The sequence below is a fragment of the Streptomyces alfalfae genome (assembly GCF_004127445.1).
GTDB lineage: Bacteria > Actinomycetota > Actinomycetes > Streptomycetales > Streptomycetaceae > Streptomyces > Streptomyces alfalfae.
The window spans coordinates 221,932-245,481 of the sequence record NZ_QEXM01000012.1; the positions used below are offsets into that span (position 1 = coordinate 221,932).

Annotated in this window: 20 protein-coding genes; 9 read left to right on the forward strand and 11 right to left on the reverse strand. The window is 69.9% G+C overall.

Features of this window, described 5'->3' with window-relative positions:
* Window positions 1–74: 74 nt before the first annotated feature.
* From DCW30_RS03640 to DCW30_RS03650, 3 genes are all read right to left on the reverse strand, one after another.
* A complete protein-coding gene (locus tag DCW30_RS03640; protein WP_119271178.1) occupies window positions 75–2,051 on the reverse strand; it encodes a hypothetical protein in 1,977 nt (658 codons plus the stop codon).
* A 166-nt stretch (window positions 2,052–2,217) separates the two neighbouring features.
* Complete coding sequence (locus DCW30_RS03645) at window positions 2,218–2,841, reverse strand: DJ-1/PfpI family protein (protein ID WP_076682469.1); 624 nt, start codon at window positions 2,839–2,841, stop codon at window positions 2,218–2,220.
* Between the two features lie 2 nt (window positions 2,842–2,843).
* Window positions 2,844–3,506 (reverse strand): HD domain-containing protein, encoded by a 663-nt coding sequence (locus DCW30_RS03650; RefSeq protein WP_062777985.1) that lies wholly within the window; start codon window positions 3,504–3,506, stop codon window positions 2,844–2,846.
* A gap of 53 nt (window positions 3,507–3,559) precedes the next feature.
* Between DCW30_RS03650 and DCW30_RS03655 the strand changes: the two genes are divergently transcribed.
* Entirely contained in the window at window positions 3,560–4,549 is a 990-nt protein-coding gene (locus DCW30_RS03655) for a GlxA family transcriptional regulator (RefSeq protein ID WP_076682471.1), read from the forward strand.
* 75 nt (window positions 4,550–4,624) lie between these two features.
* Here DCW30_RS03655 and DCW30_RS03660 read toward each other — a convergent pair whose 3' ends face one another.
* A complete protein-coding gene (locus tag DCW30_RS03660; RefSeq protein WP_076682473.1) occupies window positions 4,625–5,596 on the reverse strand; it encodes an SDR family NAD(P)-dependent oxidoreductase in 972 nt (323 codons plus the stop codon).
* 55 nt (window positions 5,597–5,651) lie between these two features.
* Here DCW30_RS03660 and DCW30_RS03665 point away from each other — a divergent pair, with 55 nt between their 5' ends.
* The gene (locus tag DCW30_RS03665; RefSeq protein WP_103557347.1) at window positions 5,652–6,074 is read left to right on the forward strand and encodes a MerR family transcriptional regulator; all 423 of its coding nucleotides are present in this window, start codon (window positions 5,652–5,654) and stop codon (window positions 6,072–6,074) included.
* Between the two features lie 413 nt (window positions 6,075–6,487).
* Here DCW30_RS03665 and DCW30_RS03670 read toward each other — a convergent pair whose 3' ends face one another.
* On the reverse strand, window positions 6,488–7,213 hold the full coding sequence (locus DCW30_RS03670; protein ID WP_076682475.1) for a dienelactone hydrolase family protein: 726 nt from the start codon (window positions 7,211–7,213) through the stop codon (window positions 6,488–6,490).
* 607 nt (window positions 7,214–7,820) lie between these two features.
* Between DCW30_RS03670 and DCW30_RS03680 the strand changes: the two genes are divergently transcribed.
* Window positions 7,821–8,567, forward strand: a complete 747-nt coding sequence (locus DCW30_RS03680) for a DUF1963 domain-containing protein (protein WP_237283302.1) — start codon at window positions 7,821–7,823, stop codon at window positions 8,565–8,567.
* 170 nt (window positions 8,568–8,737) lie between these two features.
* Here the strand turns inward: DCW30_RS03680 and DCW30_RS03685 are convergent, their stop codons facing one another.
* Entirely contained in the window at window positions 8,738–9,457 is a 720-nt protein-coding gene (locus tag DCW30_RS03685) for a nitroreductase (protein WP_076682479.1), read from the reverse strand.
* Window positions 9,458–9,562: 105 nt separating this feature from the next.
* Here DCW30_RS03685 and DCW30_RS03690 point away from each other — a divergent pair, with 105 nt between their 5' ends.
* From DCW30_RS03690 to DCW30_RS03700, 3 genes are all read left to right on the forward strand, one after another.
* On the forward strand, window positions 9,563–10,177 hold the full coding sequence (locus DCW30_RS03690; RefSeq protein WP_076682481.1) for a TetR/AcrR family transcriptional regulator: 615 nt from the start codon (window positions 9,563–9,565) through the stop codon (window positions 10,175–10,177).
* A gap of 726 nt (window positions 10,178–10,903) precedes the next feature.
* The gene (locus tag DCW30_RS03695; RefSeq protein WP_076682483.1) at window positions 10,904–11,164 is read left to right on the forward strand and encodes a hypothetical protein; all 261 of its coding nucleotides are present in this window, start codon (window positions 10,904–10,906) and stop codon (window positions 11,162–11,164) included.
* Between the two features lie 283 nt (window positions 11,165–11,447).
* Window positions 11,448–12,269, forward strand: coding sequence for an SDR family NAD(P)-dependent oxidoreductase (locus DCW30_RS03700; protein WP_076682485.1), 822 nt, complete (start codon window positions 11,448–11,450; stop codon window positions 12,267–12,269).
* 222 nt (window positions 12,270–12,491) lie between these two features.
* On the opposite strand, the gene DCW30_RS03705 is transcribed toward DCW30_RS03700, so the two are convergent.
* On the reverse strand, window positions 12,492–13,091 hold the full coding sequence (locus DCW30_RS03705; RefSeq protein WP_076682487.1) for a TetR/AcrR family transcriptional regulator: 600 nt from the start codon (window positions 13,089–13,091) through the stop codon (window positions 12,492–12,494).
* 131 nt (window positions 13,092–13,222) lie between these two features.
* Between DCW30_RS03705 and DCW30_RS03710 the strand changes: the two genes are divergently transcribed.
* Window positions 13,223–14,011: an SDR family oxidoreductase gene (locus tag DCW30_RS03710; protein WP_076682489.1), complete on the forward strand. Its 789-nt coding sequence runs from the start codon at window positions 13,223–13,225 to the stop codon at window positions 14,009–14,011.
* 1,039 nt (window positions 14,012–15,050) lie between these two features.
* On the opposite strand, the gene DCW30_RS36510 is transcribed toward DCW30_RS03710, so the two are convergent.
* A complete protein-coding gene (locus DCW30_RS36510) occupies window positions 15,051–15,326 on the reverse strand; it encodes a helix-turn-helix domain-containing protein (protein WP_076682491.1) in 276 nt (91 codons plus the stop codon).
* Window positions 15,327–16,079: 753 nt separating this feature from the next.
* Between DCW30_RS36510 and DCW30_RS03725 the strand changes: the two genes are divergently transcribed.
* Complete coding sequence (locus DCW30_RS03725; RefSeq protein WP_079249846.1) at window positions 16,080–16,478, forward strand: DUF397 domain-containing protein; 399 nt, start codon at window positions 16,080–16,082, stop codon at window positions 16,476–16,478.
* A gap of 186 nt (window positions 16,479–16,664) precedes the next feature.
* Window positions 16,665–17,486 carry an SAM-dependent methyltransferase gene (locus DCW30_RS03730; protein WP_079249847.1) on the forward strand — a complete coding sequence of 274 codons (822 nt, stop codon included), beginning with the start codon at window positions 16,665–16,667 and terminating at the stop codon, window positions 17,484–17,486.
* A gap of 33 nt (window positions 17,487–17,519) precedes the next feature.
* Here the strand turns inward: DCW30_RS03730 and DCW30_RS03735 are convergent, their stop codons facing one another.
* The 3 genes from DCW30_RS03735 to DCW30_RS03745 all read right to left on the reverse strand — a co-directional run bounded on the left by DCW30_RS03735 (window position 17,520) and on the right by DCW30_RS03745 (window position 23,509).
* Window positions 17,520–18,455, reverse strand: a complete 936-nt coding sequence (locus tag DCW30_RS03735; RefSeq protein ID WP_232627035.1) for a helix-turn-helix domain-containing protein — start codon at window positions 18,453–18,455, stop codon at window positions 17,520–17,522.
* Window positions 18,456–19,052: 597 nt separating this feature from the next.
* Window positions 19,053–20,381 (reverse strand): aminotransferase class I/II-fold pyridoxal phosphate-dependent enzyme, encoded by a 1,329-nt coding sequence (locus DCW30_RS03740; protein WP_079249848.1) that lies wholly within the window; start codon window positions 20,379–20,381, stop codon window positions 19,053–19,055.
* On the reverse strand, window positions 20,378–23,509 hold the full coding sequence (locus DCW30_RS03745) for an amino acid adenylation domain-containing SDR family oxidoreductase (protein ID WP_079249849.1): 3,132 nt from the start codon (window positions 23,507–23,509) through the stop codon (window positions 20,378–20,380). Before DCW30_RS03745 ends, DCW30_RS03740 begins: the two co-directional genes overlap by 4 nt.
* Between the last annotated feature and the right edge of the window lie 41 nt (window positions 23,510–23,550).

The window sequence follows — 23,550 nt, forward strand, 5'->3', positions numbered from 1 at the left end:
ACCGTGAGGCCCGCCGTGCCCACGTCCGTGCGGCGAGCGTGGGCGTCGGGCCGTCGCGCGGAGTGCCGCCACGCTCAGTGGGGACGCGTCCGCCAGGCCCGGGCGAAGAGTTCGGGCAGGGGGCCGCCGACGGGCCGGGAGTACACCTTGCGCCCGATGACCCGGACCCCGAGCAGCCCGGCCTTCCAGGTCTCCATCGGAGGGAAGAACCGGTCCCCGCCCGCCCAGTCGCCGGGCAGGAACACCCCCCGCCCGGCCCGGGCCCTGCGGTCGGCGACCACCAGACCGGCCTCGACGAGTGCGGCCGCGACGGCCTTGTGGTGCGCGGGAGTCCACCGGTTGAAGCGGCGCACACGGCGGTCGGTGGGCATGGGCAGGGCGAGCAGTTGCAGGTACAGGGTGGCGGCGTCCGTGTCCAGACCGGTGGTGGCGGCCGCCTCCTCGACCACCGCGGGTGCGGACAGCCGCGGATCGGCCTCGTAGCCGCCCGGCGGCAGCGCTCCCTCGGTGATGCGCTGCACGATCCGTTCGACTTCGGGCCCGCGCAGCCGGCGGACCAGCGCCAGACGCGAGTCCGCCACGTCGACCAAGGCCTCCAGGCGCCGCGAGCGCTCGTCGGCACCGTAGCGGCCGGGCCGGAAGTACACGCCGGGCGCCTCGCGCTCACCACGCCGGTCGAACCCCGCCTCGGACACGACGACCAGGCCGTCGTCCAGCGTGGGACGGGCGAGCGGCTCGGCGGCGTCCACGTGGGGCAGGGCGTCGGGGAAACTCGGCAGGAGGCTCGCCACGGTGTGGCCCCGCAGGCTGCGGCCACGGGCGGAGAGCAGCAGCTCCGGGTGGGCCAGGCGTTCCCGCAGCAGCCGTACGGTCTCCGGGACACCCCGGCGTACGGGATCTCCTTCGGGAAGCTCGGCGTACACCCAGTCGACGGCGTCGCACACCACGGCGAGCAGCTCCGCGAAACGGAAGCCCTCCTCACCCTCCCAGCCACCGCCGCTGATGCTGTTCATCCGCAGCCGGGTGTCGGGGTCCCGGGTCAGCCGGGGCTCGCGCGCGGGATCGGCGAACACGGCGCACACGGCTGCCGGGGCCATCCGCACATCACTGTGCTCGGCGGCGACGGCGAGCGTCGGCTCGGGCACCGCGGGGCGTACGCCCTGTTGCCTGCGCCAGGCCTCGGCGATCCGCTCGGCGAGCGCCGACTGCCCACCGTCGAGCCACAGCTGCTCGGGGTCCTCGGGCAGCACGTCGGCCAGCAGGTCGAGGCGCTCGGCCACGCTCAGGGCCGCCAACTCCCGCTCACCGGCCTCGGCTTCGGACTGCTTGAGTCCCATCACTTTGCGGGCCTCGGCGTCGAGGCCCCGGTACCCGTACTTCACATCGGGTATCCCGGCGAGCAGCAGCGCGGCGCCGGCCCGGCTCAGCCCGGTCCGCTTGGCGAGCACCGCGGCCGCCGCGCGGTCCCAGGGCGCGGGGCCCTTCTGCCGTACGAGGTCCGCGAGGCCCCGCAGTCGGTCAGGGGTGTCCCAACCGGCCGCGTGCACCGGTTCGGTGGCCGTGATCCGGCCTGGCGCCGGCGGCTGTGCGGCCCCCGTGCGCAACTCGACGAAGCGCTGCCCGTCCCGGCCGGTGCCGAGCCCGTGCAGAGCGACCACCGCACCCTCGCGGGTCCGAGCGGCATACGTGTCCCGGTCGGCGAGTTCGACGACGCCCGTACGCATCCGGGCGCGAACCTCCGGGTCGGCGAAGGGAGTCTCCGCCCATACCTCCAGCATCGCCAGTTGGACCGCGCGCAGATGGTCCGGCACGGGGAAAGAGCTCGCCCGCAGGGCCACGGCGCCGCACCGGCCGATGAACCGGTACCAGTTCCAGCCCCGGTACCGCGCGGGCGCCTCCTCGCGGCTCCCGGTCAAGTAGCCGCCGACCTCGGTGAATCCGGCGAACGTGCCGGGCCCCCAGTGTCCTGAGCCTTCGATGAAACCGTTGAGGGCCTGGGCGATCCGCTGCTCGTCGAAGGGCTGTGCGGGGCGTATCGGCGTGTGAGGCATGCGACCATCCTGCCGGATCGCCTGCCGGCCTCGCTCGCCGAGGCCGGGGCACGCGCTGCCCGGAACCGAGACAGTCGCCCCGACCCCGCGCTGCACGCCGGGATGGCCAACCCGCCGCGGCGCCGGACCACACCGTGGCCTCCGCCTCGGAGGCCTTCAGCCGTGCTCACGGGCCCTGGCGAGACCAAGCGAGGGGCTCGTCCGCCAGGTACGGCGGTGCCGGGTCGTACTGGAGGGCTTGACGCACGGCACGCGCGTGGGCGCGCCCGTGCAGCCGGCCGACGAGCCACAGGGCGCAGTCGATGCCCGCGGAGACACCCTGGCTGGTGAGCAGGTCGCCGTCGACGACATAGCGCGCGTCCCGCACGACGGTGACGTCACCGCGCTCCTCCAGTGCCTGCTCGTACTGCCGGTGCGTGGCGACCCGGCGGGAGCGGGCCGGGCCCGCGGCGTGCAGCAGGAAGGCCCCGGTGCAGACGCCGACCGTCCACACGGCGTGCGCGGCGGTGCCGGCGAGCCAGCCGGTGAGCCGCGCGTTGTGCGGCTCGACCTCCCGGGCGCCGGAGCCGCCGGGGACGAGGACGACGTCCAGGGGCGGGTGGTCGTCGAGGGTGTGGTCCGGCAGCACCCGCATGCCCTGGGAGCACCGTACGGGCCCGGAACGTTCGGCGACGAGCACGACGTCGTCCATGTCGTCCCGTAGCCGGGAGGAGGTGGTGAACACCTCCCAGGGACCGGCGAAGTCGAGTTCCTGCGCGGTGTCGAACAGCAGGATTCCGTAGGTGGTCATGGTCAGTTGCCCCAGCGCGCGGCGTCGGCCATGGTCTCCATGCGGGTCCTGTGGGGCGGCACGGACCTCTCCCGCAGCAGTTCGGAGGGGAGTGAGAAGGGCGGGGCCTTCTCCGGGCGCCGCCGTACCTGGGCGACGATCTCGTCGGTCAGGGTGGTGGCCATGGACAGCCGTGGATAGGCGGCGTGGATCGCGGCGCCGGTCGCGTCGTCGACGCAGTCCGTGTCCCAGCCGAAGTCCATGCCGGTCCCCTGGTGCACGAGGGCGCACAGGGTGCCGCGGCGTTCGGCGATGCCCGCCGTCGTGTGGAAGGCGATGGCCTCCCACACCATGTCGACACCGGCGGCGGGCAGGCCCTGCTCGGTGAGGAACTCCGCGGCCGTGTCGGCGCCGTCCACCTCGAACCGCTGATGGCGGTCACCCGCCTGTGTCAGGCCGATGTCGTGCAGCACGCAGGCCAGGAACAGGAGTTCGGGATCGTAGTCGCGCCCCGCCTCCGCGCCCTGGTGGTCGGCGCGCAGGCGGGCGAACAGCGCGCTGCGGACACTGTGGTTGGCCGTCGGGGTGGACTCCGTGTCGCGCACCAGGGCGAGTGCGCGGCGCGTGAGGGCGGTGTCGGGCAGTGGCGGGATTCCGGCGACGTTCGTGGTGTTCTCTGCGGTCATGGAATCGATGATCGGCTGCGACAACTGCCGGTGACAGTGGCAGAGTTGCCTTCATGCGAGAGGAAACTGCCACCTTCGACGTCGCCGCGCGCCGGGCCGCCCCGCACCGTGTGGCGGTCCTGACCATCGAGGACGTGCTGCCCCTGGACCTGGGCATTCCGGCCCAGGTCTTCACCGGCGTGCCCGGCGACCCCTACGAACTGACCCTGTGCGGACGCACCTCGGGGCCGGTCCCGACCGCGGCGGGGTTCGCCGTGACGGTCGAGGCCGGTCTGGAGGCGTTGCGTGAGGCCGACACCGTGGTGGTCCCGGGATACACGCCCCACCTGCGCGAGCTGCCGCGGGACGTCCTCGCCGCGCTGTCCGAGGCATACGCCGGGGGCCGGCGGCTGGTGTCCATCTGCACGGGCGCGTTCGCCCTGGCGGCAGCCGGGATTCTCGACGGCCGCAGGGCCACCACCCACTGGAAGCACGCCGACGACCTGGCCGAGCGCTACCCGGACGTGACAGTGGACCCGCGCGTGCTCTACCTCGACGAGGGACAGGTGCTGACCTCCGCGGGCGTCGCCGCCGGCATCGACCTGTGCCTGCACCTCGTACGGCGCGATCTCGGCGCCCGCACGGCGAACCAGGTGGCGCGCTCCCTGGTGTCCGCTCCCCACCGCGAGGGCGGACAGGCCCAGTACATCAAACGGCCACTGGGCCCCGAGACACCCGGCGTCACCCTCGCCCCCACCCGCACATGGGCCCTGGCCCGCCTGCACGAACCACTGACGGTGCCTCTGCTCGCCGCGCATGCGCACATGGCGCCGCGGACCTTCGCCCGGCGGTTCGTCTCCGAGACCGGCACGACGCCGCTGCGGTGGCTGCTCGACGCCCGGCTCGACCGCGCCAGGGAACTGCTGGAGAGCACGGAACTCGCCGTCGACCAAATAGCCGACCGCTGCGGCCTCGGCAGCCCCTCGAACCTTCGCCTGCACTTCCGGCGCGCCCTCGGCACGACACCCACCGCCTACCGCACGGCGTTCGCCCCCTCCCCATGACACCCAGCGGGCGCCTGGCGCGCGGCAGTATGGGAGTCGGGCTCACCGGCGTCAGCGCCAGCCCCCCCCCTGGGCTCACCGGGTGATCGGGGTGGCGCCGGTCGCGGTGACGGACAGGTCCCAGAGCCGCGCGGCCCCATCGGGGTCGATGGCGTACTCACGGACACCGCCCTCGTCCATGGGCGCTTCGAGGGCGGAGACACCCGCGACGTCGCAGTCCTCCAGATAGAGACCGCCGCGATCGTCGAGAAGGGGAGCCGTGGCTGCCCACAGACCGGTGGCCGCGCCCTGGGAGGATGTCTTCAGGTCGGCGCCGATCACGTTGCCGTGCTCGTCCACCCATCCACGGTCGACCTGTTCCTGAAGCGTCATATCCCGCTGAAGCCCGGTGATGATCTTGCCGGGGTGGAGAGCGAAGGCCCGGACGCCGTCGCCGCGCCCGATGGCGTCGAGCCGCACGGCGAACAGGACGTTCGCGGTCTTGGCCTGGCCGTAGGCAAGCCACTTGTCGTAACCGGTACGAAAGTGGGGGTCATGCCAGCGGATGCCGGTCAGGGTGTGCCCGGCTGAGCTGTTGACGACGACACGCGCACCGTTGGCGGCGGCCAGGAGCGGGTACAGCTCACAGGCGAGGGTGAAGTGTCCGAAGTGGTTCGCGGCGAGCTGGCTCTCCCAGCCGGGGCCGACATGCCGTTCGGGGGTCGCCATGACACCGGCGACCGCCATGAACAGGTCGAGCCTGGTGAGGGTGCCGCTGATCCGTGCGGCAGCGGCGCGCACACTGCCGAGATCTGTCAGGTCCATGGGTATGACATCGCAGCCGTCCACATCCGCGAGCGCCGCGCGGGCGATCTGGGGCCTGCGCGCCGGAACGATGACCCGGGCCCCGGCGGCTGCCAGAGCGCGGGTGGTCTCCAGGCCGAGTCCGGAGTAACCCCCCGTCACCACGGCGCTCCTGCCGGAGAGGTCGACGCCGGCCATGACGTCCTCGGCGGTGCTGTCGGCGGAAAAGGGCGAGTTCAGTGGCTGCTGCTCAGTGCTGGTCATGCCGCCGACGCTACGATCTAGAGCGAGGTCTAGATCAAGTCCTAGACTGTCACGCATGGCGACTACGGAGACCTCTGCGGAGCCGCTGAGCATCGGCGAGGTGGCCGAGCGGACCGGACTCAGCGTGCACGCCCTGCGCTTCTATGAGCGCGAGGGCCTGCTGGTCGGTCCGGTCCAGCGCACCTCCGGCGGCCGGCGGCGGTACACCGCCTCCGATGTCGACTGGCTGCTCATCTGCGTCAAGCTGCGGGAATCCGGCATGCCGCTCGCCGACCTCAAGCGGTTCGCCGAGCTGGTGCGGCACGGTCCGGGAAACGAAGCCGAACGTCTGCGGCTCCTCGACGCCCACAGGCAGCGCGTCGACGCGCGGATCCAGGCCCTGGAGGAGTGCCGCTCCGTCATCGCCTGGAAGGTCGGTGTCTACGCCGACCACCTCGCCCGCGGCGAGGCCGACGGGCTCTGGGACCCGACGGCCTGAGACAGGGCATCGAGCCGATTGCCCAGGCCGCCCAGGCCAGCAGTTCATCGAACCAGCCGCCGACCTCGTCGACCGCATCCCCGTCCCTCTGCGACGCCGTACGACGTGAGCAGACCCGCGTCGCGGGAGCGGCACGGACACCGTTGGTGGAGTCCGTTGCCTGCTCTGGCGCGGAACAGCGTGCTTCTCGGCGGGAGACTCAGAGGGAGACGGGAGACGGGAGACGCTGATGACAGGCGGCGGCAGGTCGAGTGCCGATACCGGTGGCGGCCACATCGGCATCATGGGGTGAACGGGACGGAGGAGTGGTTCGACGCGCTCGCGTCGCCGCTTTCGGCCGGGGTGACCACGTCACCCCAGATGGGGTCTAACGACAAGGTCAGGGCCTGTGAACACCCCCCGGTCCGCCCAGATCACTCCGTCATGGGCAGGCACTCGGCGAGCAGGTCGACGACATCGCGCCAAGCTCGCTGCGCGTGCCGAGGGTGATGGCCGACCCCGGGAAGCACGATGTGGTCGACCGGTGGGTGATGGAAGGCGTGCAAGGCGCCGCCGTAGACCACGAGGCGCCAGTCGACGCCCGCGGCCTGCATCTCGGCGGTGAATGCGTCCCGTTGCGCGGGCGGCATGATCATGTCTTCCGACCCGACCCCGGCCCACACCGGGCAGTGAATGCGCGCCGTCTCACCTGGTCGGCCCGTGGTCAGTCCATTGACTGTCGCGATCGCGCGCAGGTCGACACCGTCGCGCCCGAGTTCCAGCGCGATCGCGCCCCCCGTGCCGTAGCCGATGGCGGCGATCTGGTCCGGGTCGGTCCGCGACTCGGCGCGGAGCACGTCGAGCGCCGCGTGGCCGATGCCCCGCATCCGGTCGGGGTCGGCGAGCAGCGGCGTGCAACGGGCCAGCATCTCTTCGGGGTCGGCCACATAGCGCCCGCCGTGGAGGTCGAAGGCCAGGGCCACGTACCCCAGCTCGGCGAGCGCATCGGCCCGGCGGCGCTCGACGTCGCTGAGCCCCACCCCCTCGGGCCCGATCAACACCGCGGGCCGGCGGTCGACACCGGCCGGGAGCGCGAGGTGCCCGATCATCGTCAGGCCGTCGGCCGCGTATTCGATCGTGCGGGATGTCACTGTCGTCATGAGCCTGGACTGTAGTGACCGTCGAGCCTGGTCGGGTCAGTGTTCTGCCGCTGGCAGAAGGCAGGTTTCTGGCGTATTCCGAAACCGCCCCGCCGGCGGTTCGGCCCAGAGCATGGGAACGAACCGCCGTCCGTCCGAAGGGCGGGCCTACCGGACGCCGCTGCACGCAGGCGGAGTTTGTTCACGGGCTCTTCAAGTGACCGATGCGGACCAGCTCCCACGTTCGTTCCGCTCCGGGCGGGGCGTTCTCGCACCACTGCGTCACCGTGAGGTCGACGAGGCCGGCGCCGCCGGCGGAGGGCTTGACCTCGATGACGGTGACCTCGTCGACCGAATAGGGCCCTCCTGGCCAACCCGCCGCTCGGGCGGCAGACCACCACCGTGCGGACTCACCCAACCGGCATACCGCACCGATCGCATATCGTCGTCCCCTGCCGACATCACGTCCCCAAGCCAGGAGTGCCAAATTGCGTTGCTCTTATGCGAGTTCCGTCTTGTCACTGCCCGCCCGTGAGCCCGTCAGGTCTGTCCGGTGACCGATGCGAGCACGGACAGAGTGAACCGATTCCGGGTCGGGGCGGCATCCCGGGGTCTGCCGTCGGAGGAGGTGGAGGAATGGATACGCGTCGCCCGCCCGGCGGTGTATGTGGCGGAGGGCGGTGACGGTCCCCTCGTGGCCCGGGTCGGCGGCGACCCCATGCTGCCGCACGGCACTCCGCAGCCGTCCGATCCCTTCGTGGCCTCCGTCGACCTCGCGGCCATCCCCTCGGGTGCCACCGACCTTCCTCTGCCCTCCGACGGCCACCTGCTCCTCTTCTCCAGCACCGATGTGCAAGGCATCGATGGACAGGTGTCCGACGCGGTGCTGTACGTCCCCGCCGGGACCCCCACGACCCCGAGCCCTCTCGAACACAGCTGGCGCGTGCCGTACCGGCCGCGTGAGCTCCGCACGGCCTGGCACCAGCCGAGCGCGCAGATGCCGGAGAGTTTCGCCCTCGACAGATGGGGCGAATTCCCCGAGGACGAGCAGTTCGAACTCGCCGACGAACTCGCCGACGCCTGGGCGGACGTGGGCGGCTACCGCCCCTCCTGGGCCCTCCAGATCGGCGGCCACCCGGTCTCGCCCCAGAACGACCCCGTCCACTGCGCCCGCGGTCCCGAGGAGGCCGCCCCCTCCGCGCCGGGTGGTACGGCCCACGGGGAGGACGCCGACGACTGGGCTCTCCTGGCCACCTGGTGGTGCGGCGACGATGTCACGGAGCTGGACTCCGGCGTGGCCCACTGGGTGATCCGCCGCCGGGACCTGGCGGACCGGCGCTTCGACCGGGTCCACCGCTACGTCGAGATGGCCTGACCACGCGGGGCGCGGACGACCGGCTTCCCGCCGCCTCGTCAGCGCCTACCCGGTCCGCGCGTCCGTGTCGTCACCGTGACGGCCGGTCTGCCCGGAGCGCAGTGCCAGCGGATGCGGCGACTCGCGATCGTGATCGTCGAGATCACGACGCCCCGTCATCCCGCCGCGGTCTACGGCCCGACGCTCTCCGATGACGGGCCCTGGTCGTGAAAGGCGGTGGTCGACTCGAGCGGGGCCCGTTCGGTCTTGACCTGGTTCACCGGCGACGACGCGTCGGCGTACCCGAAGGAGATGCCGACGAGCAGCCTGCCTCCGGTGACGCCGAGTTCGGCACGGACGGTGTCGGCGTAGAAACTCAGCAGCCCCTGGGGGCAACTGTCCACGCCGTACGCCGTCATGGCCAGGAGGAGCGTCTGCATGTAGGCACCGACATCCGCAGCCAGGCGCGCTTCGCCGTCGCCCTGGACGAAGAGGAAGGCGGCGTGGGGCGCGCCGTAGAACCGCAGGCTCTCCGCGTCATAGGCGGCACGCGCCGTGTGATCACCGGATCCGATACCCAGCGCACCGTACAGTTCGGCGCCGAATGCCGATCGGCGTTCCTGGTGAACCGGCGCGTACATCGTTTCGGAGTATGGATAGTCCACCGAAGTGCGCCGCTCGGCGTGAGCTGACAGCAGAGCATCGGCCAGGCGCTCACGTGCGGCGCCGCTCACCACCTCCACCTGCCACGGTTGGGCGTTGGAATTGGACGGCGCGGCGCCGGCCAGCGAGAAGATGTCGCGCATCGTGTCCTCGGGGACGGGGTCCGGACGGAACGCGCGGGTCGCGCGGCGACCGCGTATCAGCTTCTCCGCGCAACTGCTCAGCTCGGTGGTGACAAACCTGGTCATCGAGGCTCCTCAAGGGCGGAAGGGTCGTGGTAAACGGTTGCGTTTACTTGCGAGCACTGTAGCGCGATGCGGCGACGCAAGTAAACGCCGACGTATACTTACGCCATGAACACGTCCGCCAGTACGACGACCACGACATCCGAGCGGCGCGGGCGCGGCGGCCGGGAGCGCGTCCTGGCCGCCGCCGCCCGGCTGTTCGCGACCCAGGGCATCGGCGCGACCGGCATGGAGCAGGTCGCCGAGGCGGCGCCGGTGTCCAAGCGAACGCTCTACGCGCACTTCCGCACCAAGAACGACCTCGTCATCGCTCACCTGCGGGAGCTCGTCCGGTCGGGGGCCACCCTGGAGGCTGCACTGACCCGTGCGGATGTCGCCCCCCGTGAGCGGATCCGCCGGCTGTTCGACCAGCCGGCGGCCGACACGGTTTTGGTGCGCGGGTGCCCGTTCATCGACGCCGCCGCGGAGTTCCCCGACCCGGAGAGCGCGGTGCATTCCTATGCCCGCGAGCAGAAGCTGCGCATGGTGCAGCTGATCGCCGCGGTGGTGACGGAGCTGGGCTGTCGCGAACCCCTGTCACTCGCCGAGCAACTGGCCACCCTCGCGGATGGAGCGGCCAGCCGCGCCATGGTGCTGAACGAGGCGGACTACGGTCGCCACGCATGGGCGGCGGCGGAGGTCCTGCTCGACCGGGCCCTGCCGGGAGGTAGGGAGCAGGGCTGACGAGGCGGAGTGCTGGCGCACTTCTCTGAGTACTCCGGCAAGTAGCGGCAAGCGTGCACCACTTGGCAGTCAGCACGGGGGTTACGACTGGTTGGCCGTGGGCGATATGGGACGTCTCTGCGGGACTTTCATGCCCCCGACCATGGATGAGATCACCCAGGCTCCGGGGCGGAAGTTCGACGCCGAGGAGGGGGGCTTCCCATGCGAGCAATCGCGGTCCGACCAGAAGCTCGTTCAGCGAGGCGCTGAAAGGTTCCGGCGCGTCGAGCGAATCGGGACCTTGCCAACTGGTTCTTCCGGGGCCGGCACAACCACTTCGAAGGCCACGCCTGGACTGACCCATGAAGGCGGTGGCAGGGATGGAACGTTCGGAAGCGCCTGGCCTCATGAGCAGCCGTTCTCGTTGCGCACGCTCACACCCGTTCGCACTGCGAACGAAATCGAACGGTGCGGGGCATGTGGAAGTTGACCGCAGCTCTTCACAGGTCTTTCACGCCAGGTCCACACCATCGAAAAAGTCGCACTTGTAGGTCTTGCGTCCATGTTGGGGCGTTGTTTTGTGCGGAGTTGCCCCTGTCTTCGGAATGGCGCATACCGGCAGGCATCCCCCTGCCCATCAGGGGCACCTGTGTTCCCACCCCCACGCACCACCCTCCCCCCACTCCTGCCCGAGCCATTCCAGCCCGGCCCACGAGCGGCCGGCGCCCACTGCCAGGAGTCCCTACGGTGACCACCCCCAGAGCCGACGCCCTCGCCCGCCACGCCGGCCGCCTGCTGTGCCACCACCTCGCCCTCGCCATGACCCTCACCGCAGCCTTGACCGCACATCCCGCGGAGACCTGGCGCCCGGCCCTGTACTTGCTGTGGGCCGCGCTCCCCCTGACCGCCACCGCGTGGACCCTGGCCCGCGCCCACCAGAAACGCCTCCAGCGGTGCGAGCGCAGCCGGCACACCAGCCACCCCAACGACTGGACACCGGCCGCCTGACACCGAGCGCTCCAGGCACCTCGAAGAGCACCTCCACCGGCAAGCGCATGAAGGGCCAGCGGGGGGGGCGGCGCGCGCATGGACAGGCAGTCTTACCCGAACACCTCGCCGCCCCGCGCCAGGCGCCGGCCCTGCCCACCCCGCCACACTGCCCGTGCGCCGCACCCGATCAGCACGCGAAGCGAGACGAACCGTATTGCCGCTCTCGCGATGATGACCTACGCTCACGGAACCGAGACGGATCGTTCCGTTCAAGTGAGAGCAAGAGTGAGAGTGAGGCAACGTGACGGACGCACGGGTCTGGCTGATCACGGGGGCATCCCGGGGCCTGGGCAAGGCTTTCACCGAAGCCGCTCTGGCCGGGGGTGACCGCGTGGTCGCTGCCGCCCGCAATGTCGAACCCCTCACGGACCTGGCCGGTGACCATCCCGGGCAGTTGATGCCGCTGCCTTTGGACGTCACTGACCGCCGCGGGGTGTTCGACGCGGTGGAGCGGGCGGCGGGCGCGTTCGGCGGGCTGGACATCGTCGTCAACAACGCCGGCGCGATGCTCTACGGCATGGTGGAGGAAGCCACGGAAGAGCAGATCCGGGCGCACATGGATGTGAACTTCTACGGCGCCGTGTGGGTGGCCCAGGCGGTCCTTCCCCACCTGCGGGCCCGGGGTGGCGGGCGGCTCCTCCAGGTCACCTCGATGGGCAGCGGCGGTGGTATGGCCACCGTCGGCTACTACGGGGCGAGCAAGGCCGCACTGGACTCGGTCAGCGAGGCGCTGGCGATGGAGGTCGAAGGGTTCGGCATCAAGGTCACCATCGTGCAGATGGGCGGCTACAACACCGGCCTGTTCACCGCCGGCACCACCAACACCCGGCCCATGGAGCCGTATCAGCCTCTGCGTGAGCAGATGGAGGCGATGTGGGGCGATGCCGTCGCCCCGGAGCCGGAGACCGCTGCCCCGGTCATCATGGAGCTGGCCTCACTGCCGGACCCGCCCCGACGGCTGATCGTCGGCAGCCAGTCCTTCGACCACGTCCTGGAAATGGACCGGGCCCAAGCGGATCTGTACCGGTCCTGGGAGCACCTCAGCCGTATCGCTCCCGGCTGACCGGCACAGACCCGGGCTCGCCCACCCTCGCCCGGCGTGTGTCCGCATGCTCGCCTTGGTCCCGGACTTGCGGGCACACGCCCGGCAGTGATGCTCGACGAAGCAGGGATCGGCGTTGCCACCCTTGGAGCGGCCATCCCTGCACAACTGCTCACTGGCGCAGCCTGCCCGGGCGAGACCCAAAACCCCACTCGGCTCATCGGGATGCGACGTTCCGAGAATTCATCGAGGGCCGAGGACGCTTCCCGGCTGACCCATGCCGCGCAGCAATGTGTCGACCACGAGGGTCGCCAGTTCATCGACATCGTCGGCGTCGTCCGAGCGATTCTGGGCGGCCTCGTGAATGAGGGCGTAATAGACGCGGCGGGCCCACGCCAGGTCAGTGCCAGGGCGTAGCACGCCGGCGTCCAGCGCGCGCTGGAACAGGCGGTGGCACTGATCGAGCACATCGGCATGGGCTCGTGCCACCTCGGGATCCTGCGGTGCGGTCCTGCTCATGGCGAACCCCCACCCGATCTTGACCCGGAGGACGTTGGCCGTCGCTTGATAGAGGGCGACCAGTGGTGGAGCGCTGTCGGGGTGGGCGCTCGTCACGGCTTCGTGGAATTGCCGCGTGGCCCACGCTGTCAGCGCGTCCACCAGGGCCTCGCGGCTGGTGAACCGGCGGTGCACGGTCGTCCGGGCGACGCCCGCCGCCTCCGCGATCTGCTCCATCGTGGCCGCCGGATTGGCGCTGAGGACACGCTCGGCAGCTTCCAGGATTGCCCTCACGGTCCGCTCCGCGTCCGCGCGCAGCGGCCGCTGCTGACTCTTCCGATCCACGAGGCCCCCTCTCCCTGACTCCCCGACAAGAGTACGACATAGTTGCCACTCCCCCACTACTTGCAACATCGATGTTGCACGTTCTAGGTTGGATGCATCGACGAAGACTCACCTCTGGACAGGAGTGCTCCATGGACCTGCAACTGACCGACAAGGCCGCTCTCGTGACCGGCGCGAGCCGGGGGATCGGGTTGGCCATCGTCTCCGCGCTGGTGAACGAGGGCATGCGGGTGGTGGCCGCGGCGCGGACGATCACACCGGAGCTCAAGGCCACCGGTGCGATCGGCGTGTCCGTGGACCTCTCCACGGCCGACGGCCCGGCCCGGCTCGTCTCCCGGGCCGAAGCCGAGCTCGGCGGGCTGGATCTCCTGGTCAACAACGTCGGCGGCGGCGACGCCGGGAAGGGCCAGACGGGCGGTTTCCTCACCTTCACCGACGAGCAGTGGCATGACGCGTTCGACCTGAACTTCCTCGCCTCGGTCCGCACTACCCGTGCAGCGCTGCCTCACCTCACCGGCAGCGGCGGCGCCATCGTCAACATCTCCTCCAACGGAGCCAGGACCCCGCATGCGGGCCCTATCACCTACACCACCGCCAAGGCCGCCCTGACCGCGTTCGGCAAGGCGCTGGCCGAGGAGTTCGGCCCCCGGGGCGTGCGTGTCAACACCGTCTCGCCGGGCCCCGTCCGTACGGACATGTGGGAAAGCCCCGACGGCTACGGAGCCGAGCTGGCCGAGTCGATGGGCCTGGAACAGAAAGAGCTCCTGGCCAATCTCCCGACCGCCATGGGCATGGTCACCGGCAGGCTCGTCCGCCCCGCCGAGGTCGCCGCCCTCGTCGCCTACCTCGCCTCTCCCCTCGCCGGCAGCATCACCGGGGCGGACCACATCATCGACGGAGGCGCGACAAAGACCGTGTGACCCCGGGCGCGGTGCTTCCCCGAGCCCTCATGCGCCCCGGTCCAACCCACCCGGACTGGCATTGGCGCCAACACTCGCCCGGTGACGGGCTGCCTGCTGGCCCGTTGTCTCTGGCTTCACCACGCATCCGCGCAGAGCCATATCGCGACGCCGCTGGAAAGCAGGGGGGTCGGTCCAGGCGCGAGACCGACACCACGGCGGTTGCTCGTCTGACGGAGGTCTACGACGCGAAGCGGGCTGCTCCCGGTCGGGTGAGTCGGGCGGTGCGGGTGGCGAAGCACGGGGCGATGCCGCTTCGGCAGTACGCGGCGGACTGGTGGGAGAGCCGGCGGCATCTGGAGGGCCCCTCGCTGCCGGTCACTCAAATTCTTCCGGGGTCTGAAGGCGGTCGCCCGGGGGCACCGTCGCGCTTCCAGGCAACCTGTCTCGATGATTACCCTCCGTTGTCCACAAAGCGCATCACGCCAACGTCCGGCCGCCAAGTGGACCCGACGGCTCCGGGGCCAGGAGCGATTCCAAGGAGGCGACGTCTCCGGTCCTGGCGGCCGTGACGAAGACCTTCAGCAGTTGTCGGTGCTCCGCCCCGTCCGCGGTCTCCCGCTGCTCGTCCGCGAGCCCGCCACATGACCCTCGCCATGGCCGCCCACGCCTGCCTCACCGTCTTGCGGGCCCGCCGGCTGGACACGGAGAAAGCAGAAACGGATCCTCCCAGCTCATCCAGCTGAGCCTCGCCGAGATACGACGACTGATCACCCGACTCACCGGCCGCCGCCCCACCCCCACCGACCACATCCTGCACTGGTCGACATGGCGCCGAAGACGCCAACACCAAGCCCGCACCAGTCACTACAAACGACGCGGACACAGCCCCTGGAAACCCCACACGCAAAACAAGCACCGTTTCAGTACTAAGTACTCCGCCATGACCGGCGAACCACCCTCGTCCAACCCAAACGCCGAGCAGTTCAGGACCGTTCGCCTGGAATCGGATTCCGCAGGCCATCGAGCCCCTTGAGCGCAGGCGCGGGCGCGGGCGGGGCTACCGGCGGGGCTGCCGTCGACTCCGACGGTCGTGTTCGTGCTGCCAGGCTATGAGAAGGATGTGCGGATCGGCGCCGCAGGCTCGGGCGTAGCGGTGGGTGAAGCCGCGGCTGGGGAAGCAGCGTCCGTTGAGGACGTCGTAGACGTGAGTGATGTCGGCTCCAGTGCTGTGGGCGAGGTGATTGCTGGTGACTCCTGCGTGATAGCGGACGTACTGCAACAGGCGGGCGAAGTGCGTCGCGTCGTCTGTGAGGCGTCGGTACGGGGGCAGCATGCGGCCTCCTTGTGTCATCGGTCGGCGCTCCGTCCGTGGAGCGCCGGCTGGGTGGCCGTCACGGTGTCGAGATGGGGGCACGGGCGAGCGGCGCTGTTCAGAAGCAGCAGGCAAGCTGTGAGCAGTACCGGTTGCCAGTGAGCGGGCTGTTGGGCGACCAGGAGCTGCCCTGCGGTGGCAACGGTGTTGCTCAGTGCGTCGTTGACGCACCAGGGGCATGGACGTGGCAGGCGAGGTGCGCGAAGGCGGGCGTGGCGTGGTATGCGGTGGCGCCGCCAAGGGGAGGGGGCCATTTGCGTTCTCCTGTGCAGTGGGGCTCGCGCCTTGGGCCCCAGCCGGTGACGGCGATCGGTGAGCTGGGGCCCTCGTGCTGACCGAGGTCTCGGTATCCGGACGAAGGTCAAAGTTAAGGCGAACTCTGCCCTCAGCAACGGTGGTTGGGGCGGCCCACCGTGAGCCTGATGGCCCGTTCACGGCCTCGGCATCGTGGTGATGAACGTGCGTGCGGAGGGTGGCGTTCGATTAGCCCGCGAGACAGCGCACTGACTGGTGCGCTGCCAATACTGCTGCTGAGAGCCTCAAGCCACTCCGGTGATCGACCGGGGAGCGGCGACATGTGCGAATGGGCGACGCACGTACGTGAGGGCCACCGGACGCGGTCGGACTGTCGGATGAATTGCTCTGCTTGCCAAGCGCACTTGCATGTGGCGCCCATCAGTTGAGAACGAGACGTTGTGGCCGCCCTCGGCATAGATGTCCCTCGTATGGGCGATCCTGACAAGAGCCGACCAAAATGCAATTGCAGTCCGGCGATGGCGGTTGGACACCCAAGGAGGTCATCCGGTGAAGGACCCGGCAGAGACAGCACAGTCCGCTGCGGCGGAAGGCGTCGGCCACGCCTGGCGCAAGAGCTCCTACAGCCTTCCCGAAGGATCCTGTGTAGAGATCGCCCGCCCGGACGGAGACCAGGTGCTCTTCCGGGATTCCAAGGTCACTGACGGACCTGTGCTCCGGGTCCGCGCCGGAGCAGCCGAGTCGTTCACGAGTGCGTTGTCGCGTGGCGGTCTCCAAGCCCAGAAGGCCGCTGAACAGGGAAGCCGTGTCCGCACGCACGAACCATGCCGGACACCGACCCTGCAGAAACGGCCATGACACTGGCGGAAGCGCTCCACGGAGCCGTCAGAATGCGGCCAGAAGCGGTTTATCGAGAAAGCGTTCCGCGGCTGGACAGCGGAAGTGACGAGTCAGTATGGATAGAGACACTGCAAGTGCATTCCGCCTGTGACGTGGGCGAACTTCGGCACGCAGCCAGGGGAAGCGGCGATGGGGGGAGTGTCCATGCCCGAGCGTGGTGACAGTGACGACAACATCGACTTACGGCAGGACCAGGCGCACAGCGCCCGTATGTACGACTATTACCTGGGCGGCAAGACGAACTACGCGGTCGACCGGGACGCCGCCGAGCAGGTCATCAAGGCGTTTCCGGCCATAGGAACCGTCGCCCGGGTCAACAGGGCCTACATGCACCGCGCCATGCGCCACCTCGCCACAGCGGGTGTGCGACAGTTCATCGACGTCGGCACTGGCATCCCCACGGCGCCCAACCTCCATGACATCGTCCAGGAGGTGGCGTCTGAAGCCCGGGTCGTCTATGTCGACAACGACCCCATCGTGCTGGTGTACGCCGACGCGCTCCTGGGCGGAAGCCCCCAGGGCCGCACCGCCTACGTCCATGGCGACGCCACTGCCCCCGGACGTCTCCTCGCCGCCGTCCGGGAGCAAAACGTCTTGAACCTGGACGAGCCGGTGGCTCTGAGCCTGCACGCGCTGCTGCACTTCGTCCCCGACCACCTCGAGCCCGGCCGGATCGTGGCCGAATTCATGGCTCAGCTACCCTCCGGCTCCTACCTCAGCCTCACCCACTGCACCGGTGACTTCGACCCCGAGGCATGGCAGAAGATCAGCGACACGTACAACGCACGTGGGACTCCGGCTCAGGTCCGCTCTCGGGATGAGGTCCTGCCCTTCTTCGACGGCCTCGAACTCATCGACCCCGGAGTGGTCCTGGCCCACCAGTGGCGGCCCGAGGCCGGCAGTGGCCCCGCAGTCCTCACCGACCGGCTCGTCTCGCTCTATGCCGGAGTGGCACGCAAACCCTGACCGGTGAGCCCCCGCCCCGGACGGCCCGGGGGCTCACCGGTACAGGCTGCGCAGCTGCTGCAGTTTGCGTCGAGTCGCCGCAGGGGCCAACGAGGCGTACTGCAGCGCGTCGAACTCCCTGACCCGCCGGTCGACCATGTCGTCATCCTGGATGATCACTCCGCCTTCGAAGAGTTCCGAGTAGACGACGGAGGGCATGATTCGCTCGGCGAAGTCGAAGATGGTGGTCGGCCCGACCTCGGCGTGCACGTGCGGGTTGGCCTGCTCGGCCAGGCGCAGCTGGTAGCGGCCGCTGTCCATCAGGCACAACAGGTGCTCGATCTGCTCCAGCATGATGGCCGAGGAGCCCACCGGCCGCCGCAAAGCCCCCTCATCCACTACGCCGATGAACGACTTGGTCTCAGCGGCCGCGAACCGCCGCTGTCGCTCGGCCCTGAACTGCCACAACTCCTCGTGCGATTGCGCGTCGCCGCGGGCTCGGCTGATCAGTGCCCGCCCGTAGGCGGCTGTCTGGAGCTGGCCGTGCAAGACCAGCGGCTCATACGACTTCACCCGCTCCGCCAGCTCCTCGTAGCTCACCATGGCCTGCAGGTAGCGCTGCGTCACACCCGTCCACGACTGCCACCACGCCGGCTCATTGGCGACCGCAGCGAGGGTGCGCAACCGTTCACGCTCCGCGGGGTCGCTGACTGCGTAGGCGGTGAACAGTCGCTCCAGGTCGGCTGACTTGGCCTTGAACGTACCCGTCTCGATGCGGCTGATCTTCGACTCGGACGCGTTTAGCCGGCGTGCGACTTCCTCTTGTTTCAGCCCGGCCTTCAGACGCAGGTCCAACAGAGCAAGGCCCAACAGACGGCGCTGCGCGGACGGCGCAGCCTCACTGTGCAGGAAGCGCACCCCACCGCGCCCGCCTGCCGCAGGTTCCCCCCTGCTTTCGTCTCCACCGGCCTCGGCCAAGTGCTTGACCACCAACGCTCCTCGCACGTCTAGGGTGTTGCCTGAGTGAGGCACTCATCCTGCACGACGGTCCCGAATCGACGTTGTGGAATCGCAAAAGTTTCCAACGCGACACATACGGTCGAAAGCCCGTTTCCCATGGAGCCTCCAGTTGCAGCACCTCCGGTGTCAGCGGGAAGGAGCTTCGTCCGCTGCGCGGTCACAAGACCACCCTCGACCGTCTCCGAGTGGATCACTGGCTGAAGGCAGCCCTCGACCGCGAGCCGTACTCACTGGGAAACTGACACCGCCGCGGACGGGCAAGACGCCGCCGCAAGGGGCGCGACGTCATGGCGATCCTTTTCGGCCTTTGAGGATGTCGATGACGAGGCCCACGGCTGTAACGAGCAGCGCAACGAAACCCATCACGTTGGCGGCCGCCGAGCCACTCACGGCCCAGCTCCACATTCCCGTCCCCGGGGCAGGCACGGAAAGGCGTGTCAGGAAAGCCAGCAGAGAGTCAGCCCAGCGGCCTCGGCGACAGTGAGCTTCAATTCAGCCACCTTGCGCTCGCACACGGACGTAGACAGTCGGCTCCGGCGTCGACGACCGGCAGCTTCACGGACGAGATCAGCTGCTGGATCGGCGACCACGACGTTCACCTGGCAGAAATCCCGTGCTCCCCACACAGGGGCGGCGAGGAGGTCGGTTCCGGCCCTGGTTCGCCGTGGGCGGGCGGGTGGTTCTACGGCGGTCCAGGAAGCGGGCCAGCCTGGTGGTCGCATCGGTGAGGACGTCAGGAGCGGGCAGCGTGACCATGCGCAGGTGACCGGGCGAGACCGGACCGAGGCCGGAGCCGGAGACGACGAACAGTCCCTCCTCGTGCAGCAGATCGGCGGCCAGGCTCTCATCGTCGCCCAGACGGTACTTCCCGGGCATGATGCGTGGGAAAACGTAGAACGCGCCGCGGGGTTTGACGGCCCTTACCCCCGGAATGTCGGTGAGCAGGCGCCAGAGGTGATCTCGCCGGACGCGCAGTGCGCCTCCCGGGGCGGTCAACGCCGGCGTGTCGTTGACGCGCAGCGCGGTCTCCACGGCGCGCTGGGCGGGAACGTTCGGGCACAGCCGCAGCGACACGAGGGAGTCGAGCGCGGCGACGTAGTCGCTCGCGGGCCCTCGGGGTCCGGTCAGTGCCAGCCATCCCATGCGGTAGCCGGGGATGCGGCTGCGCTTGGACAGCCCTCCCAGGGTCAGGCACGGTACGTCCGGGGCACACGTCGCGAGCGGTATGTGCCGGATGCCGTCGTAGAGGAAGTCCGCGTATATCTCATCGGCCAGCAGGACCAGGCCGTGCCTGCGGGCGACGTCGGCGATGCCTTCGAGGACCTCGCGCGGCCATACGGCGCCGGTGGGGTTGTTGGGGTTGATCACCACGATCGCTCGCGTCCGGTCAGTCACCCTGCGGGCGACCTCATGTGGATCGGGACACCAGTCGGAGGCTTCGTCGCACAGATAGTGCACCGGTCGTCCGCCTGCCATGACGACGGACGCGGTCCACATGGGATAGTCCGGTGCCGGGATGAGGACCTGGTCCCGAGGGTTCAGCAGCGCGTGCAGGGACAGGGGGGCGAGTTCCGAGACTCCGTTGCCGAGGTAGACGTCGCACGACCGCACCGTGTCCAGCCCCTTGTCGCGGTAGTGCCGGGCCACCGCGTCACGGGCTTCCGGGAGCCCCGCGGCGCTGCTGTACCCGCAGGAGCGGCCGAGGTGGTCGCGCACCACCTCGACGACCTCGGGTGCGGGCGGCAGACCGAACGCGGCGGGGTCTCCGAGGTTCAGTGCGAGCACGTCCTCCCCGGCGGCTCGCATGCGTTCGGCCTGTGCCGCCAAGGGGCCGCGCATGTCGTACGAGACACGTGACGACTTCTGTGACGTGCGGACGCGGGAGCGGGACATCATGCGCTCTTCCTTGTGGTGGCTGCGGCGCGAGAGGGGGCCGGTGGCGGTGCGAGAAACCCCGTACGCGTGAACTGGCCCAGGTAGGTGTCGAGCAGTCGGGCGTCGACGGGCGGGCAGACGAGTCCGCTGTCGGCGATCGCGGACCGGGTGTTGTGGCGGCCGAACGTGGGGAAGACGCCGTCGGTGTACATCTGTTTGACCGAGACCTCGCTGTGACGAGCCGGTTCGATGAACATGCCGATGTACGGGGCCATGGGGTGGTCGGGCAGCCGGGCCGTGAGCTCGGCGAGCTTCTCCGTCCAGGTGTCATAGGACACGGTCCGCACCGGATAGCCCATGGCGGTCAGGCGCTCCACCAGCAGGGGCAGGCGGGCCGCGTGGGGATTGGTCAGGTGGTAGACGCGTCCGTCGGGTTCCTGGTGGGTGATGATGTGTGTGATCGCGTCTGCGGTGTAGTCCACCGGTACGAAGTCCAGCGGCAGGGCCATGTCCGGGGCGAGGCCGGTTTCGGCGATGGTGCGGAACAGGGCGCACATCATGGTGTCGGTGTTCCATACGCCCCGGTCCACGGTTCCGGTCACCTCGTAGGGGCGGTGGATGGCCACCGGCAGGCCGCGTCGTCCGGCCTCGACGACGAGGTTCTCCGCGACCCACTTGGTCTCGGGATAGCCCAGGGACAGGTGGTCGGCGTGGTCGAGCGGGGTCTGCTCGTCGACGTGGGTGACGCCGGCGGTGCCGAACCCCGCGATGACCGCGATGGTGGAGATGTGGTGCAGGGGTTTGGTGCTGTGCTCGGCCGCCAGCTCCAGTACGGTGCGGGTGCCGTCGACGTTGATCGGCGCGAGCGCACGGTAGGGGTAGGCGAAGTTCACCCGGGCGCCGCAGTGCACGATCGAATCGGTCTCACGGGCCAGCCGGCCCCAGTCTTCTTCGGACAGGCCGAAGTGCGGCTCGGCCAGCTCTCCGAGTACGGGGACGACACGGTCAAGAAGGGGTTCGGGGTCGAGGCCGTAGCGCCGCATCCTGGCGGCCAGCCGCGCGAGGGCCTGCTGTGGGTCGTCGGCGCGGATCAGACAGTGCACCCGCTCCACACCTTCCCTCAGCAGCCGGTCCACGAGGTAGACCCCCAGGAATCCGGTCGCTCCGGTCAGCAGTGGCTGCCGGGGTGCCCGCGGGGCGGACGCGGCGGGTGCGCTGAAACGCAGGTCCGGGTCGAGTCGGCTCTCGGCCGCGAAGTCGGTGTCCGCGCCGCCCGGTTCCTCGTGACCTTCCAGCAGGTTCCGCACCGACGCGGCGAAGTCCCGCAGGGACGGGTCGGCGACCAGACTCCGGATCATCGCCCGTCCGAACCCGGCCGGTACCTGCAGCCGTTCACGGACCGCGGCGGTGACCTGAGTGGCCCGCAGCGACGTGCCGCCGAGGGCGGAGAAGCGCGCGTCGCGTCCGATGGTGTCCTCGTGAAGGATGTCGCGCCACACACCCGCGAGGACTTCCTCCACCTCGTCCCGGGGCGCGTCGTCGCGGGCCGCCGGAGCGGCGGGCATTGCCAGGGCGGACAGCGACCTGCGATCGACCTTGCCGCTGGAGGTGAGGGGGAGGGCCTCCACGGTCGCGATCCGCGTCGGCACCATGTAGCTGGGCAGCCGGTCGCGCACATGCTCGTGCAGGCGAGCCGTGAGGTCCTTGGGCCGATGGCCGCTGTGCGCCACGACAGCGGCCACCAACCGCTGCCCCGCCCCCTCGCCGACGACGTCCACCGCTGTCTGACGCACGTGCGGGTGCGCCGACAGCACCGACTCGACCTCGTCCAGCTCCACGCGGTAACCGCGCAACTTGACCTGGCGGTCGCGCCGCCCGAGGAACTCAAGTGCTCCGTCCTCGCGCCACCGTGCCATGTCGCCGGTGCGGTAGAGGCGTCCGCGTATCCCCTCGGGACTCCACCGGTCCTCGATGAAGTGTTCCGCCGTCTTCTGTGGGTCGCCGAGATACCCCAGCGCCACTCCGTCCCCGCCGACCCATAGTTCGCCCGTCTCACCGGGGGCGGCAACCGTGCCGTCCTCGCGCACCACGTAGGCGGTCGATCCGGCGACCGGCACCCCGATGGGCACGTTCTCGGCCTGCGGGGCCAAGTGGTCCACCCGGCCCACGGTGGACAGGGAGGAGTTCTCTGTGGGCCCGTAGCCGTTGAGGAAGACGCCTGGACGCCCCTCTGTCAGAACGGCGCGTACCGCACGGGGGCTGAGCGCGTCACCGCCCGCGATGAGGACACGCAACCCGGCGAAGAGATGTGGTGCGAGGTGGGCGTGCTGGTGGAAGAGGCCCGCGCTCAGCCACATCACGCTGACGCGGCGATCACGCACGATGTTCTCCAGCGCCTTGGAATCCAGCAGGGTCGAGTCCTGTGCGAGGAGGAGGCAGGCGCCGTTCAGCAGGGTGGCGAAGATCTCGAAGCAGGAGACGTCGAAGGTCAGGTCAGTGGTGGCGAGGACACGGTCGTCGGGCCGGATACGCAGTTCTCCCGTCCCGCGGGCCAGCCTGGTCTGGCCGCGGTGGGGGCACACCACGCCCTTGGGGGCGCCAGTGGATCCGGATGTGTAGATGACGTATGCCGCCTCATCGGCGGCGCGATCGCGCCACCAGTGAGGATCGGCGTCCTCGGGCACGTTGAACAGGTCGTCGGCGCAGACGGCGATCGTGGGGTCCGGTACCTCCACGGGCTCGTCCGCGCAGTGCACCGCCACTCGGACGCCGGCGTCCCGCAATATCCGGGTCAGCCGGTCGGCGGGCTGGTCCGGGCCGAGCGGAAGGTAGACGCCGCCCGCGTGCAGGATCGCGAGAATGGTGGCCACTGCCGCTGGAGAGCGGCGCATCACCACCGCGACCACATCCCCGGCGCCGACTCCATGTGCCCGCAGTGCCGTGGCTCCGCGCCGGACTTGTACGGCCAGTTCGCCGTAACTCCATGCCCCGTCCGCCCATTCGAGTGCTGCTGCCTCGGGGCGGGCGTCGGCCTGTTCCGTGAAGAGGAGGGGAATAGTGGCCGCCCGGGGGTGGTCCGTGGGCGCCTGATTCCAGCTGCGGGCATGCCGGGGCAGGGCGGCGGTGGCGGTTTCGTCTGGTGTTGCCACGCTGGCTCCTTGAAGTCGGTCGGACAGTCGGGTCGTTGTCG

Bases quoted from the DNA above. Each gene is read 5' to 3' on its own strand.
- DCW30_RS03730 (WP_079249847.1), top strand. From the start codon at position 16,665: ATGCCCGAGCGTGGTGACAGTGACGACAACATCGACTTACGGCAGGAC.
- DCW30_RS03665 (WP_103557347.1), top strand. From the start codon at position 5,652: ATGGCGACTACGGAGACCTCTGCGGAGCCGCTGAGCATCGGCGAGGTG.
- DCW30_RS03660 (WP_076682473.1), bottom strand. From the start codon at position 5,596: ATGACCAGCACTGAGCAGCAGCCACTGAACTCGCCCTTTTCCGCCGAC.
- DCW30_RS03710 (WP_076682489.1), top strand. From the start codon at position 13,223: ATGGACCTGCAACTGACCGACAAGGCCGCTCTCGTGACCGGCGCGAGC.
- DCW30_RS03740 (WP_079249848.1), bottom strand. From the start codon at position 20,381: ATGATGTCCCGCTCCCGCGTCCGCACGTCACAGAAGTCGTCACGTGTC.
- DCW30_RS03650 (WP_062777985.1), bottom strand. From the start codon at position 3,506: ATGACCGCAGAGAACACCACGAACGTCGCCGGAATCCCGCCACTGCCC.
- DCW30_RS36510 (WP_076682491.1), bottom strand. From the start codon at position 15,326: ATGCTGCCCCCGTACCGACGCCTCACAGACGACGCGACGCACTTCGCC.
- DCW30_RS03655 (WP_076682471.1), top strand. From the start codon at position 3,560: ATGCGAGAGGAAACTGCCACCTTCGACGTCGCCGCGCGCCGGGCCGCC.
- DCW30_RS03690 (WP_076682481.1), top strand. From the start codon at position 9,563: ATGAACACGTCCGCCAGTACGACGACCACGACATCCGAGCGGCGCGGG.
- DCW30_RS03685 (WP_076682479.1), bottom strand. From the start codon at position 9,457: ATGACCAGGTTTGTCACCACCGAGCTGAGCAGTTGCGCGGAGAAGCTG.
- DCW30_RS03645 (WP_076682469.1), bottom strand. From the start codon at position 2,841: ATGACCACCTACGGAATCCTGCTGTTCGACACCGCGCAGGAACTCGAC.
- DCW30_RS03640 (WP_119271178.1), bottom strand. From the start codon at position 2,051: ATGCCTCACACGCCGATACGCCCCGCACAGCCCTTCGACGAGCAGCGG.
- DCW30_RS03725 (WP_079249846.1), top strand. From the start codon at position 16,080: ATGTCCCTCGTATGGGCGATCCTGACAAGAGCCGACCAAAATGCAATT.
- DCW30_RS03670 (WP_076682475.1), bottom strand. From the start codon at position 7,213: ATGACGACAGTGACATCCCGCACGATCGAATACGCGGCCGACGGCCTG.